Here is a 14,130-nt window from a genome sequence, read left to right as displayed (position 1 = left end):
ACATGACAGGCAACATCAGGATCAGCGGTAACTTACAGGAAACTTACAGTGATATTTATACGCCCGAGGCGCTGGCGGCAATTTCTTTCCTGGCTCATTTTAATAAGGACGTCAAGGAGGCCATGGTTGCGCGTATCAAACGCCGCGCCGACCGGGCACAGCAGAAGAGGAGGATCACGTTCCTGGACCCGGAGAGTTTTATTCCCCGTACCAATATAAAAGTAAAAGATGCCAGGGAAGGTAAATTTGAGGGCGCAGTGATCCCGGCGGATCTTCAGAGACAATGGATACAGGGCACGGGCCCGGCTGCCAAGCCCAATGCACCCGTCGAAAACAGCATCCGAAATGTCGCTTATGCACTGCTTTCCGGTGCCGACGGCTGGATGTTCGATGGCGAGGATGCCCTGGGGCAGATCACTACCATGTCACTGGATAACCAGCGGAACCTTAAACTTGCGATCAGTAAGGATCCTGTGTTTCTGAAGGCGGCGCAAGTCGTGGCGGGCGAAATGAACCGGTGGTCGATGAGCTTTTTTGGCCATAGCATTATCACCGACTGGCGTGAGCAACTCGATTTTACGACCAAACTTTTTAGGGCGCGCGGCCTTCATCTGGACGACCGCCACATGCTCGACGTCGACGGTGTGGCCATGGCCGCGTCGATTGTCGATATGACATTGTATGTTGTAAATAATTACCAGGAGTTACAAAAAGCGGGTTCCTCCGTTGTTCTATACCTGCCCAAAATCCAGACTGCCGGAGAAGCTGCCCTCTGGAACGACATGCTGTCTGCTCTGGAAAACCACCTGGAATTACCAGTCGGTACCATTAAAGTATACGTGCTGGTGGAGCAGCTTGAAGCCACACACCAGCTGATGGAGATCCGGGCGGCCCTCGGGAAACACTTTGTAGGATATAATACCGGACGTTGGGATTATATCAACAGCGTGGCCGACGCGATGTCGTGGGATAAAAGTTTTGTGAATCCTGATATTGAGGGCATTACAATGACTTACGGCTACATGCGGAATTACGAAAACCGCGTGAGGCGTACCGTGAACACGCCGGATATCAACGGGAATTACGCGCTTTGGCAGGGCGGAATGGAGCCGAATATCCCCGTTGGCTCTGAGGAAGGTGTTGCTGCGAGTATGAAAAAAGCAGTGGCTGGCGCCGAGCGCGAACAACGTGAAGGAGCAAGCGGAAAGTGGGTGGCACATTGGAAAATGGTGAACATTGTGCGGCCTGTTTGGGAAAAAGCGGGCGCGGCCAATCAGCTCGGCAGGGAGTTTCCGCGACTGGGCTATTCACAGGAGGATGCCGACGGCCTGATATTGATCGAGCAGGCGCCAACTACGATCCGGGGCGCGCGAAATCTCCTGAGCGTTGCTATACAATATGGCAATGCTTTCGGACAGGGAATGCAGGCGGCGGCCCTCAAACCAGCCGATTTCTTCGGGAATGATGATATTCTTTACCTCATGGAAGATATGGCGACGGGGGAAATCCGCCTGAGCATCCTGTGGGAGTGGGTGCACAAAAGTGCGGTCATAACCGAAGATGATACTCAGACGGGGATCAAAGCCGGGGACGTTTTCACGATGGAACTATTCCAAAAATTGCTGGAAGAAGAATACGACAAACTGCTGAAAGCCGACACCAGGGACGTGTACGAAGAATCAAAAACAACGACGCTCCCGATAGCGAGGGAAATTGCCGTGGTATATATCAACAGTGAAGAAAAGCTTCCATGGTTTATTGATCTGCTGAATATTAACCTCAATAACCTTAGTCTGGACGTTGCCAAAAAAAGGATACAGGCTTATGTGGATGCATTTAAAAAGGACGGTACCCGGATCACCGGAAATTTCGACTTTACTGAATAATTGAAAATCGCAGGTACCTCATTTTTTGAGGTACCTCGACAGTCCCAGCTTGGTTTCGGCAGTTTTCACAGGTGTGGTAATACCCAATTTCAATATGATCTGTTTGGAAATGTCATCGTTCAGATCGTTGGCATAAAGCAGAAATGGACGGGATTCCCCAATTCCTTCCTCAATTTGCAGCCTGAAAATATAGGTATATCCATTTTCCTTTCCATATTCGGCAATGACTTTGTCTACCTTGTTTTTTACAGGCGTGAAATTTTTCTGGTAGGCAGACCGGACATCATTTTCCGAATTCATCTGAAATTCCTCGATTGATTTTTTGATGTTCTCCAGCTCCGTCGCCTTGTCCCTCAGGATGGGCTCCGCTGCCTTATCTTTTACACTCTTTTGATATAATTCAATTTTTTGCTGATACAGATCGTATTTTTCTTTCAGGATATCCTGGTATTTGGCAGAACTCGCTTCAATTTCCTTCATGAAATTCTGAAATTCGGGCATATTACTGTACACCATTTGCTGGTCAACAAATCCGACTTTTAATGTTTGGGCAAAGCTTTGCCTGCTTGCCGATATCTGCATAAGCACAGACGTCAGCAAAAGAAATATGTATTTCATCAGTTTTTAGGGAAAAAAGATTGTATCTATTTTGACGGGCGGGTAGGGATAGACATATCTCAGCATACTATAACCCATATTTAATTGCGTTTTTGGCGGTTGGTTTTTTAGATATTTTACATTTCTGTTAACCGATTTATGAAAACTCGATAGTGTAGGAAAAAATGTATTTGGTGCGTCTACTTTAATCTGTTTCAAATTAAAATTAGTAAAATACCTCTTTTTGTTATGGTTCTCTGCAAAGACTGTATCCTGAACTTCTAGTTTCTGAATTTCAATTGAATTATTTTTTTTAATGGTTGTATCGGGCAGCTTGGTTATCCGGCTTGATGTTTTATTTGAGAATGTATTTTTTGTTCTTACAATTTCTGAATTCCTGGCAGTGTTTGTTGTGGAATCAGGTTTTGTCAGGGCATTGTTTGCGTTTAAAAACGCGGTCGTTTTCTCCTTATTTTTCGGTTCAATATGGGTCGTTACAACTGGCCTTGCAGCTGTTATCAAAACGACCAGAATTATAACCGGAACGACCACCAGATATTGATAGATAAGCCGGTTTGATGTCCGGTTTTTATATAGCATCCTGACCCTGTCTTTGAGCAGTGAAGCGTTGAAAAATTGATTGGTAATGAATGCTACGGAATTTTTCTGCGCATAAGAAACTAAAAATGCAGCATAGGAATCGCGGTTTTCAGCCTGTTCGTCGGCCAGGAATTCATGCACTTCACGGATGGAAGATTTGTACAACCATAACACCGGATTAAACCAGAACAGTATTTTCAAAACTTCAATAAGAATGATATCAAAGCTGTGAAACTGCCTGATGTGTACCGTTTCATGCTGAATAATCGTGTCAAGGTTCCGGTCATAATCCTGACTGGAAACGATGAGCCAGTTGAAAAACGAGAACGAGCCTACCCCCGGCGATTGTGGGGATGATTCGGGTAAAAGGACCAGGGTGTAATTTTCAAATTGCAGGCGCTCTCCGTTTCTGATCAGCAGTCCCAAATGGTAAAACCCTCTTAATAATTTCAACAATAAACAGGATGCAATACCAGCATAAAAAACAAAAGCAAAAATTTCCCAATGAAGCTGGTCATCAACACTTTGTATGACTGTTTGCGGGGAAGAATAATAACCGGAAATATTATTCGGCACAGGAGCTGCCAAAGTTACAATTTCAGGAAATTCTATTAATGGTAATAGCAGCGACAGTAGTAAGGAAATGACCAGGAAAAAACGGTTCAGCTTAAAAAATGTATGGTTGCGAAGCATCAGCCAGTACCAGCCGTAAAATAATACCCAATACAGATTGACTTTCAGTAAATATGATATCGTTTCCATGAAAATCCGTGTTATTGTTTGCTTTTGTTTTCATTGATAAACTTCATGATTTCATCAAAATCCTTGGTCTTGAGATGATTGTCTTTTACAAAAAATGAAACCAGGTTTTCTACCGAATTATCAAAATAATTAGCCATTAGCTGCTGTACTTCATGGCGCTTGTATTCTTCCTCGCTGATCAGCGGGAAATACTGGTGTGTATTTCCATACGTAGTATGACCTACCACATTTTTCTTTTCGAGTATCCGGATAAAAGTGGAAACGGTATTGTATGCAGGTTTGGGGTCCGGCATCAGGGCCAGAATGTCTTTAATGAAAGCCTTCTCGAGTTGCCATAAAATTTTCATGATCTCGGCTTCCGCACGGGTCAGGGATCTTATTTCCATAAAAAACTGATATTTTTCAGCATAAGGTAAACTGATGATCCAAAGATACTCCTAATTATTTAGTTTGCAAACTAAATAATTAGGAGTATTGTTTTTATGTGCTTGCAATGGTGTTTTTTGATTTCACTTTCCTAATTGCTACCCATGGAATGGTTTTTTAGCGCGCTGACTAAAAGTACGTACACTAAATCAAGAATGTTATGGCAGACAACAGCATAGAGACCGGATCGGCCGACGGGAGCAAGATAAACCTGAACGAGGAGTACGATATCGATTTCTGGACCCACGCGCTGGAAATAACAGAGGCGGAACTTCGGCAGGCCGTTAAAGAAGTAGGGGTGTCCGCAGATGACGTTCGGGACTATTTTACGAGGTAAGTTGGTAACCAGTAATTGTGCATCGGCAAAAAGGAGCTGCTCCAGATCGGAACAGCTCCTTTTAAATTTATAAAAATCATAATGTCAGGGGACGGAAGCAGCGATGGATACCCCCCCGCTTGCATAGCCGGCGATAGTACTTGCTATGTCAATTCCCGCGGTAACATTTGCCGTATATACCATTAATAACCTTGTTTGTGCGGTTACAGGAATCGATAGCCCTGTGGTAATTCCATTGGAAATTGAACCAAGTGCTAAAATGCCGGTAAAAGGAGGAGCAAGTGTTACCACCGCGCCTGGGACAGCAGTGAATGTATTGTTTGGCGTTGTCGATTGGTACAGCTGAGCCGTAATCGTCACGGTACTTCCAATAAGACTTAATGCCGCTGTGGTGCTGAAATATGCGCTCACAGATTCGATAATGCCGTCCCTGGGCATTGAAAAAGCGGTGTTCAGTAATATTCCGGGGCCTCCGGTCAAGTCTACTGTACCACCCGCAATGCTAACGCCCGTTGCTGAGCTTCCGAAGCCTACAAGTGATGATGTATTAAGAAGCCCTCCGAGTACAGTAGTGAGGACAACAGGTGTTCCCGAGGCATATGGAATGATTGCAGAGCCCGAAACGTTGAGGTTGCTCATATTCGCAAGCCTTACCCATTGTCCTGACTCACGCATGTAAAACCCTGGGGTATTGTCGGTCTGATAAATGAGAAGCCCGTCGGCTGGGGTAGGAATGGTACCGCGTTGAGCAAGCGTCATCCTGGGAGCAAGCAGACCTTTGTTAGTGGAAGATACATCAAGTTGCGCACTTTGATCGGGAGTGATCGTACCTACTCCGACTTGTGCAAAAATGGTGCTGCCTGTTAAAAGAAGTGTGAGGAAAACCCCTAGTGTAAGGATCTGTTTCATATCGGAAAATTGTTAAGATGAAAGTGTAGAACATTAAAAAATAACCTTATTGCCTGATGATTTTAAGGGCACTTGCCACGCCTGCTGTACGGTTGATTTTGACAATGTAAGCGCCGCTGGGCAGTGATTTCATATCAATTTCGGCGTCGCCGTCCATGGTTTTCACTGGCATCGCTTCGTAAACTACCTTACCCTGCAGGTTGGTGATCTGCACGGTGCTGACATTGGTCCAGTCGTCGAGCCTGATGACGAGCTTTCCGGCAGTAGGGTTGGGGAACATGGTGGCCGTGAGCGGGTTGCCTTCAAATGACAGTTGGCGAATCACACTGTAAGCGAAAGTCTGGTCCTGATCGACCATTTTCAGTCTGTAGAAATTGTTCCCGTTGGCCAGCGGTCTTGCATCGGCATAGGAGTAGCCGTGTAGCCCGTTGCTTTCCCCCTTTGCATTGACTTTTGCCACTACCTCCCAGTTCTTTGCATTCTGGCTTCTTTGTACCTCGAAATAATCGCTGTTTGTTTCCGCCGATGTGCTCCATGCAAGCTGCGCATTTGCGCCTTCTTTCCTGACGGTAAAGTCAACGAGTGTAACGGGCAGGCTGCTGCTGGCATTGGTAGCGGTCGCCGAGGAGAGGTCTTCCACCAGGGTATTGTATACATGGTGCAATTCCAGGTCGTTGGTGCTGCCTGTGGATATTTCAAAGGCGGTTCCAGTGGTATTTGTGAATGAAACTTCCAGATCTTCTTCTGTATTTCCATTCAGCTCGCTGGTGAGAAAAATGATACCTACGACCCCTGAAAAGGGTACTGGCGTTGTAAAAGAGTATACCCTGGCGATACTTCCTGTCGGGTTCCCCGCAATCGGGGTTGGTGAAATGCTCAGGGTGTTGTTGTTGATATTGAGGTCGCCCGCTGTGGGCCTCAACGTAAGCCCGTCGATGACGACCTGGGTCTCGTCAACAATCACGAATCCGTCTGAGCCGGCCGTAAACTGCGCGTTTGCGGCGAAATGCACCGTTGTCAGCAGCAGAAGATAAATTATAACTTGTTTCATGTCATATCTGATGGATGAAGTGAATTAATAAACCTTGAATTTTAGTTTTTCATGAGGTGTTCATAAGGGATTGGTTTTGGTTCGACATAGGCATTCAGCCCATAGCATGGGACAGGTAGACTGAAATTCGTTTGTTTTAGCAGGTTATGGAGGGGCCGGGCGCTAACGCTATATATATACGTTTTTGCCGGATCAAATATTTAAGTGTGTGAACAGTGTTAAAAGCAAAAACTTCTTGTTAGAAGTATTTCTATAAAGCAAGATACAACTACTTTTATTAAAATAAAACTATTTAAGAGAAAAATTAGATTTTTACGTGTTTTTTCCTTGCCAGATCATTTTTTCCCGCTTTCATAATGTGTGTTCAGTGAACAGGGCGACTCGGAAAAGGGATTTTAGATCAGACATCATATCAGCTTGGCTGTTCCAAATCAAAGAGATCTGGAACAGCCCATTGCAGGTCGCACGATCGTTTTCGGTTAAAAAAATGATTTTATAGGGATTGTCTTGCTAATCAATTTTAACAACAGACCACTGGATCCCTGGACTGGTGGAGCTTATGCCTCCCAGGTTTAGAGCCAGTGAAAGGCCATCGGCATTGTAATAAAGATCAAGTGTCTGGCCTGCTGTGAGCGGGGCGGTACCTGTAAAATTGACCGTGCCATTTCCGAGAACAGCCCGTAATGTTAAAACAAGGACCACATTTACATTTAATACAGGAAATAACCCGCCCGCTATGGAGGTGGACGTGGTCAGATTTCTTACCTCAAAACCTGGATCGATACCTGCTCCCAGCGAAACGGATAGCGCTGCTGCGGTCGCATAATTTATAGTTGCAGTTATTTTATACACTCCCGTTGCCGGTACCGTGTAAACACCGGTCGCAGTGTTGAATGCACCCGGCGTTGAAGAATATTGTGTTGTGGTCCAATCAGTAATGGTTCCACTGGCACTGATCGCAGCAGCGGTTTTTGAGGCAGCAAATCCCACGGACGCGGTGCTGAAGTTCTGGTTGAACGGTTGCCATGAGTCGCCATCAAAATAATAAAAGCCTGGGGTATTGTCAGTCTGGTAAATCAAAAGCCCTGCAACAGGAGATGGTATGGTTCCACGTTGAGCAAGGGTCAGCCGGGGTGGCAGGAAACCTTTGTTAGTGGAAGTTACGTCAAGTTGTGCACTTTGATTTGGTGTAATCGTACCCACGCCGACTTGCGCAAAAATGGTGCTGCCTGTTAAAAGAAGTGTAAGGAACACCCCTAGTGTAAGGATCTGTCTCATATCGAAAGATTGTTAAGATGAAAGTGTAGAATATTAAAGAATAAACTTATTGTCTGATGATTTTAAGGGCACTTGCGACGCCTGCTGTACGGTTGATTTTGACAATGTAAGCGCCGCTGGGCAGTGATTTCATATCAATTTCGGCGTTGCCGTCCATGGTTTTTACTGGCATCGCTTCGTAAACTACCTTACCCTGCAGGTTGGTGATCTGCACGGTGCTGACATTGGTCCAGTCGTCGAGCCTGATGACGAGCTTTCCGGCAGTAGGGTTGGGGAACATGGTGGCCGTGAGCGGGTTGCCTTCAAATGACAGTTGGCGAATCACACTGTAAGCGAAAGTCTGGTCCTGATCGACCATTTTCAGTCTGTAGAAATTGTTCCCGTTGGCCAGCGGTCTTGCATCGGCATAGGAGTAGCCGTGTAGCCCGTTGCTTTCCCCCTTTGCATTGACTTTTGCCACTACCTCCCAGTTCTTTGCATTCTGGCTTCTTTGTACCTCGAAATAATCGCTGTTTGTTTCCGCCGATGTGCTCCATGCAAGCTGCGCATTTGCGCCTTCTTTCCTGACGGTAAAGTCAACGAGTGTAACGGGCAGGCTGCTGCTGGCATTGGTAGCGGTCGCCGAGGAGAGGTCTTCCACCAGGGTATTGTATACATGGTGCAATTCCAGGTCGTTGGTGCTGCCTGTGGATATTTCAAAGGCGGTTCCAGTGGTATTTGTGAATGAAACTTCCAGATCTTCTTCTGTATTTCCATTCAGCTCGCTGGTGAGAAAAATGATACCTACGACCCCTGAAAAGGGTACTGGCGTTGTAAAAGAGTATACCCTGGCGATACTTCCTGTCGGGTTCCCCGCAATCGGGGTTGGTGAAATGCTCAGGGTGTTGTTGTTGATATTGAGGTCGCCCGCTGTGGGCCTCAACGTAAGCCCGTCGATGACGACCTGGGTCTCGTCAACAATCACGAATCCGTCTGAGCCGGCCGTAAACTGCGCGTTTGCGGCGAAATGCACCGTTGTCAGCAGCAGAAGATAAATTATAACTTGTTTCATGTCATATCTGATGGATGAAGTGAATTAATAAACCTTGGATTTTAGTTTTTTCATGAGGTGTCGAAAGTCATGTCAATTGATATTTAGTTGAAAATGAAATCTAGGCCCAGGGTAACCACGAGGCTAGACTCTAACGATAAAAATGTGGAGGGTGTTAACTTTCAGGCGACGGGCGCACTTCTGTATATATCATGGATGCAGCGGATAGTGTGTAAATAGATGGTCAATTTTTGCTGGACGTTGATTAACTGTCTAATTGAATTCCTTTTGAAAAAAGTTATACAGAATCATCAGAGCTTTTGCGTAAAAAAGCAGCAATAAAGAATGATCCGCAATTATGAAGGGTAATAGAGATTACTAAACAAGCACACTGAGAAACGGATGAATGATGTGCCTGTGCAAAGCCAGTGAGTTTTTTGAAAGTACAGCTACCTCTCTCAAAGGTAGTTTTAATATTACGGCGGAAATTAAATATATTTTACAATTATTCAAATTAATACTTACATTTTTTTGTTTGGTTTAATCCAGTGATTGATGCTGCTGGACTAATTATATCGCTGAATGTCTTTCCAAATCATGAAAATTAAACGTATCTTTTTAACTTCTTTGGAATAAAAAGCCTGATAAAAGAACTGATTCAGAAATTGAAAGATAAAAATGAATATAGAAGTACTTTTTTCTGTTTTGTCGAGTTATTTTGTTTTTTGTAAATGGAATACAGTCACTTTTGAGCTGTTAGTATACAAGGCCTTTTCGGGACCGGACTTCCAAAGTGTCTTGTTTTTTGCTGCAATAAATCAATTAACAAAACCGGGCTGTTTTTTATCAGAAGCTTTTTTAGACAGCTTTTGATTGAGGACTTTATTGCTGATAGCAATGGCCTTGGATTGTCAATCAGTATGGAAGCGACCTGGACTTTGAACTGTACTTTATGAGAACTTTGGAATCCCTGTTAACGGAGACGGAAGAGTTTAATTCGTTGGCTGAAATTTTTAAAATACTGCCTGTGCCCAGCATGATCGTGCTGCCTGATTCTCCGGTCTTTACCATTGCACAGGTAAACGACGCGTACCTTGCCCTGGTCAATACGACGCGGGAGTATCTGGTCGGTCGGGGTTTCCCTGAAATTTTTGCTGCCAATCCTGAGTTCAAAACTGCCGACTGGGGAATGTTGCTCGAAAGAGTAGTCAATGAAAAACGTCCCAATAAAACGCCCGTGATCCGGTACGAAAATAATTTCTCCGGTACTGTTGTATACCTGGTGGCTGCTAATACGCCTGTTCTTAATTCCGCCGGCGAGGTAGAGTTTATTGTGCGTTCACTGACAGATGTTACTGAGGTCGTACAGACCCAGGAAAATGAGAAGCTTGCGCACGCCAATCTGATCAGAAACGGCAAAATACTCGAAGAGACTCAGCGCATAGCCAGGGTGGGAAGCTGGGAGGTAAACCTTGCCACCAATGAGGTGACGTGGTCGGAAGTGGTGCGTGATATCCACGAGGTCGGCCCGGCTTATGATCCGACCTTCGAAAGTGTGTTGGCGTTTTATGTGGAAGAGGGTGTCAGACGGAATTTTATCGCATTGGTGGAAAAAGCCATTGAAGACGGCAGCCTGTTTGATTTTCAGGCGCGTATCATGACCGCCAAAGGCAACGAACGCTGGATCAGGACAACAGGGCAGGTCGAGCACAAAGATGGTATCACCCGGATTTTCGGGGCGGCCCAGGACATTACTGAAATAAGGCAAACCGAACAGTCGCTGACGGAGTCAAGAAACCAGTTTGAATCGCTCATTCAGACCATCCGCGGAATTGTCTGGGAGGCAGACCTCGATACAATGGAATTTTTCTTTGTGAGCGACCATGTACAGGATATCCTTGGTTTTACACCCATGGAATGGCTGAGCGAACGGGAATTCTGGAAAAACCATATTCACCCGGCAGACCGAGCAGAAGCGATTGACTATTGCCAGCGCCAACTGAAAAGGAACCGCAACTACACCTGCGAGTACAGGATGATCAAGGCAGACGGAAATGTTGTATGGATCAAGGATGTGGTGTCGGTAATACGGGAAAACGGCCGGCCCGTGTGTGCGAGGGGATTAATGGTGGATATCACCGAGACCAAACGTATGGAGGAACTCGGTCGTCTCGAGAAATCCGTACTCGAAATCAATTCCTCCGGAGATACTGAAATCCAGACACTCTTATCGAAATACCTGAGGGGCATCGAGGAAATATTTCCCAATATGCATTGCTCTATATATAAGGTAATAGACAACCATCTCCGGCACTGGCTGGCACCATCGCTTCCGGAAGCATATTGCGAGATGGCGGATAGCGTAGCCATGGGCCCGTCAGCCGGATCGTGCGGCGCGGCCGCATTCTTTAAGAAGACTGTCATAGTCAGTGATATTGCCAACGACCCTGTATGGGCCGACTATAAGCACCTTGCCCTGCAATACAACCTCCGCGCCTGCTGGTCGCATCCGATCATCAGCTCGGAAGGAGAGGTGATGGCAACTTTCGGGGTATATTACAATGAGAAAAAGGAACCCGAAGAGGAAGAATTAAAGGTGGTGAACAGGTGCGCTTCGATATTGCAGATCATTCTGGAAAACAGGCAGAAATCGGAGCTTCTGGAAGAATCTTCTTTTTTGATGAAGCAGGGGGAAGAACTGGCACATTTTGGCAACTGGCAGTGGGACATGGTTAGCGACGTGGTCCAATGGTCCGACGGCCTGTATAGTATTTACGGTCTGGATAAGGCCGTGGTAAAGGCGACTTTTGAGGGATATCTCAGCATTATTCATGAGGACGACAAGGAGCGCGTTTCGGATCACATACAAAGTCTTGTTCAGACCAGAAACGATGTTGTTTTTGAAGAAAGGATCGTTCACCCGAACGGTGAAATAAGACATCTGAAATCATGGGGCAGGGTAAAAACCGATGAAAACGGTAATCCGGTAGTGATGCTGGGGGCTTGCCTGGATATTACGGACAGTAAAAAAATACAGCAGCAGCTCCTGAAAAGCGAGTCGCGGCTGCGAAGCATTGTGGATGCGCAGACGAACTACGTGATGCGCGTAGACCTTGACGGCAATTATACCTATTATAATAACAAGTACAGGGAGGATTTCGGGTGGATATTTGATGGACAGGATATGGACGGCAAAAGCGCGCTGGCTACCGTTGCGCCGTGCCATCATGAAAGTCTGTTGAGAACCTCACAGGATTGCATCAATAATCCGGGAACGATATTCCAGCTGGAACTCGACAAGTTTTCCGAACGTGGTGGTGTGCGCTCCACTTACTGGCATTTGATCTGCCTTACCAACTTCCTGGGCGAACCGTTTGAAATACAATGTATTGGCCTGGATATCACAGACAGGAAGCATGCGGAAGACGCGTTGAAAATCAGTAACGAGCGGTATGAATATGTCAATAAGGCAACAAAAGATGCCATTTTTGATTGGGACATCAATAAAGACCATATCCAGTGGGGCGAAGGTTTTACCCGCATTTTCGGCTTTGAGACCCATGCGGAATGTTATCCCGTCGGGTCGTGGTATGCGAACATTTATCCGCCAGACAAAAACAGGATAGAAACAAGCCTCTCCGGAGCGCTGGCCGACTCTTCGTGCAACAGCTGGCAGGAAGAATACCAGTTCAAGAGGGCAGATGACGGTTTTGCCTATGTTCAGGAAAATGCATATATCCTGAGAAATGATGAAGGAAACGCTGTAAGGATGATCGGGGTGATGCGGGATATTACACGCATGAAAGAAGAGGAACATCATCTTAAAATGCTCGAGTCGGTGATCACCCATGCAAATGATTCGGTGCTGATAGCCGAGCCGGACAATAAAATGCAGGTGATAATACGGTATGTGAACGAGGCTTTTGTGAAATTGACCGGTTATTCGCGTGACGAAATCATTGGCAAAAGGATAAGTATTTTGGCGAACCCCGACAAAACCGAGGAGGCTGATCCTATGGAATCGGTAATCAGAAAAGGCCGTTCGGCCCAATTGGAGACGATTCAATACAAGAAAAGCGGCGAGCAATACTGGGTGCGCCTTTCGCTGAACCCGATCGAAAACGAAAATGGTGTGATCACGCACTGGGTTTCGATAGGACACGATGTAACGGAACGGATGAAGTATGTGGAGGCCATTGAGATGCAGAATGAAAAACTGCAGAACATTGCATGGATTCAGTCACATGTTGTACGCGCCCCGCTTGCGCGGCTCATGGGGCTGGTCGACCTGGTCAAAAACTATGAGAATTCTCCTGTGGAAAAAGAGATGCTGCTGGGCCACATTCTGACATCAGCCAACGAGCTCGACGGCATTATCAGAAATATCTCAGACGAAACCAAGACTGATAACGCGCCTCATTCGTAATGCTCGTTGGTCTTGACCGGCGTGCCACCCTGTTTGTTCATTTTCATCTGGAAAACATCCACCAGCAGTGAAAATGCCATAGAGAAGTAAATGTACCCTTTCGGTATCTCAACGCCCAGACCTTCGCTGATGAGCGAAAAGCCGATCAGCAGCAGGAAAGACAGTGCGAGCATTTTGAACGCAGGGTGCTTGTTCACAAAGTTGCTGATAGGTTCCGCGGCCACAAGCATAATCAATACCGTTACTATCACCGCCACATACATTACCCATACTTCTTTTACCATTCCGATAGCCGTTATTATGGAATCAATAGAAAAAACCATGTCCATGATCAGGATCTGTATAAGTACGTCTCCGAAGGTTGAAACCTTTAAGTTTTTAGTCTGGTCGCCAGCCTCGCCCTCCATTTTATGGTAAATTTCCTTCGAACTTTTATAAAGAAGGAACAGCCCTCCGGCCAGCAACACCAGCTCTTTTCCCGAAAAGCCGTTTCCGAAAACGACAAACAGATCTTTGTCGAGCCGCATGATAAAGGAAATCAGCAGCAGCAGTATGATCCGAAGCACACCGGCCAGGATCAGTCCGTATTGTCTCGCCTTTTTTTGTTGGTTTTCAGGCAGTTTGCCCGCAATGATGGAGATAAAAATTACATTGTCAATTCCCAGGACAGCCTCCAGTGCAACGAGGGTCAGAAGCGATACTATAATTTCGAAATCCATAAATATGGTCGTCAGTGAGTTCAATGGCTGGCAAGATAGGAAAATGCTGGATGATCCGGTTTCTACCGGATCTGTCCAAACAACCTCCCGCAGACACCTTAAAAAATTT

General features: G+C 45.9%; 11 protein-coding genes. 3 read left to right on the top strand and 8 right to left on the bottom strand.

Translation table 11 applies throughout. The features are described 5' to 3' along the window. Positions 1–2: 2 nt before the first annotated feature. Positions 3–1,886, top strand: coding sequence for an aldolase/citrate lyase/malate synthase family protein (locus FBF61_RS01540; protein WP_138475404.1), 1,884 nt, complete (start codon positions 3–5; stop codon positions 1,884–1,886). A gap of 18 nt (positions 1,887–1,904) precedes the next feature. On the opposite strand, the gene FBF61_RS01535 is transcribed toward FBF61_RS01540, so the two are convergent. From FBF61_RS01535 to FBF61_RS01525, 3 genes are read right to left on the bottom strand one after another with little or no spacing between them, the layout of a single operon-like run. Next, on the bottom strand, positions 1,905–2,504 hold the full coding sequence (locus FBF61_RS01535; protein WP_138475403.1) for an OmpH/Skp family outer membrane protein: 600 nt from the start codon (positions 2,502–2,504) through the stop codon (positions 1,905–1,907). Positions 2,505–2,510: 6 nt separating this feature from the next. After that, a complete protein-coding gene (locus FBF61_RS01530) occupies positions 2,511–3,845 on the bottom strand; it encodes a M56 family metallopeptidase (RefSeq protein WP_138475402.1) in 1,335 nt (444 codons plus the stop codon). Positions 3,846–3,856: 11 nt separating this feature from the next. Beyond that, positions 3,857–4,231 (bottom strand): BlaI/MecI/CopY family transcriptional regulator, encoded by a 375-nt coding sequence (locus FBF61_RS01525; RefSeq protein ID WP_138475401.1) that lies wholly within the window; start codon positions 4,229–4,231, stop codon positions 3,857–3,859. A 200-nt stretch (positions 4,232–4,431) separates the two neighbouring features. Between FBF61_RS01525 and FBF61_RS01520 the strand changes: the two genes are divergently transcribed. Beyond that, positions 4,432–4,608 (top strand): DUF3606 domain-containing protein, encoded by a 177-nt coding sequence (locus tag FBF61_RS01520; protein WP_138475400.1) that lies wholly within the window; start codon positions 4,432–4,434, stop codon positions 4,606–4,608. Positions 4,609–4,692: 84 nt separating this feature from the next. Here FBF61_RS01520 and FBF61_RS35385 read toward each other — a convergent pair whose 3' ends face one another. The 4 genes from FBF61_RS35385 to FBF61_RS01500 form a co-directional block, all read right to left on the bottom strand. Continuing rightward, positions 4,693–5,517, bottom strand: a complete 825-nt coding sequence (locus FBF61_RS35385) for an exosporium glycoprotein BclB-related protein (protein ID WP_138475399.1) — start codon at positions 5,515–5,517, stop codon at positions 4,693–4,695. A 46-nt stretch (positions 5,518–5,563) separates the two neighbouring features. Then, positions 5,564–6,568, bottom strand: coding sequence for a T9SS type A sorting domain-containing protein (locus FBF61_RS01510; RefSeq protein WP_138475398.1), 1,005 nt, complete (start codon positions 6,566–6,568; stop codon positions 5,564–5,566). 510 nt (positions 6,569–7,078) lie between these two features. Continuing rightward, positions 7,079–7,846 (bottom strand): phage tail-like protein, encoded by a 768-nt coding sequence (locus tag FBF61_RS01505; RefSeq protein WP_138475397.1) that lies wholly within the window; start codon positions 7,844–7,846, stop codon positions 7,079–7,081. A 46-nt stretch (positions 7,847–7,892) separates the two neighbouring features. Then, on the bottom strand, positions 7,893–8,897 hold the full coding sequence (locus FBF61_RS01500) for a T9SS type A sorting domain-containing protein (RefSeq protein ID WP_138475396.1): 1,005 nt from the start codon (positions 8,895–8,897) through the stop codon (positions 7,893–7,895). Positions 8,898–9,828: 931 nt separating this feature from the next. Between FBF61_RS01500 and FBF61_RS01495 the strand changes: the two genes are divergently transcribed. Further along, complete coding sequence (locus tag FBF61_RS01495) at positions 9,829–13,302, top strand: PAS domain S-box protein (RefSeq protein ID WP_138475395.1); 3,474 nt, start codon at positions 9,829–9,831, stop codon at positions 13,300–13,302. Here FBF61_RS01495 and FBF61_RS01490 read toward each other — a convergent pair. Further along, entirely contained in the window at positions 13,293–14,021 is a 729-nt protein-coding gene (locus FBF61_RS01490) for a TerC family protein (protein ID WP_138475394.1), read from the bottom strand. The two genes, FBF61_RS01495 and FBF61_RS01490, sit on opposite strands and share 10 nt — an antisense overlap. Between the last annotated feature and the right edge of the window lie 109 nt (positions 14,022–14,130).

This window comes from Dyadobacter bucti, assembly GCF_005869225.1.
Taxonomy (GTDB): domain Bacteria; phylum Bacteroidota; class Bacteroidia; order Cytophagales; family Spirosomataceae; genus Dyadobacter; species Dyadobacter bucti.
Note: the sequence above shows the minus strand (reverse complement) of the source record. Positions and strands in the feature narration are given on the sequence as shown.

What these genes read in the sequence shown, in the direction of transcription:
- FBF61_RS01540 (WP_138475404.1), top strand. Translation starts at nt 3, where the DNA reads ATGACAGGCAACATCAGGATCAGCGGTAACTTACAGGAAACTTACAGT.
- FBF61_RS01535 (WP_138475403.1), bottom strand. Translation starts at nt 2,504, where the DNA reads ATGAAATACATATTTCTTTTGCTGACGTCTGTGCTTATGCAGATATCG.
- FBF61_RS01530 (WP_138475402.1), bottom strand. Translation starts at nt 3,845, where the DNA reads ATGGAAACGATATCATATTTACTGAAAGTCAATCTGTATTGGGTATTA.
- FBF61_RS01525 (WP_138475401.1), bottom strand. Translation starts at nt 4,231, where the DNA reads ATGGAAATAAGATCCCTGACCCGTGCGGAAGCCGAGATCATGAAAATT.
- FBF61_RS01520 (WP_138475400.1), top strand. Translation starts at nt 4,432, where the DNA reads ATGGCAGACAACAGCATAGAGACCGGATCGGCCGACGGGAGCAAGATA.
- FBF61_RS35385 (WP_138475399.1), bottom strand. Translation starts at nt 5,517, where the DNA reads ATGAAACAGATCCTTACACTAGGGGTTTTCCTCACACTTCTTTTAACA.
- FBF61_RS01510 (WP_138475398.1), bottom strand. Translation starts at nt 6,568, where the DNA reads ATGAAACAAGTTATAATTTATCTTCTGCTGCTGACAACGGTGCATTTC.
- FBF61_RS01505 (WP_138475397.1), bottom strand. Translation starts at nt 7,846, where the DNA reads ATGAGACAGATCCTTACACTAGGGGTGTTCCTTACACTTCTTTTAACA.
- FBF61_RS01500 (WP_138475396.1), bottom strand. Translation starts at nt 8,897, where the DNA reads ATGAAACAAGTTATAATTTATCTTCTGCTGCTGACAACGGTGCATTTC.
- FBF61_RS01495 (WP_138475395.1), top strand. Translation starts at nt 9,829, where the DNA reads ATGAGAACTTTGGAATCCCTGTTAACGGAGACGGAAGAGTTTAATTCG.
- FBF61_RS01490 (WP_138475394.1), bottom strand. Translation starts at nt 14,021, where the DNA reads ATGGATTTCGAAATTATAGTATCGCTTCTGACCCTCGTTGCACTGGAG.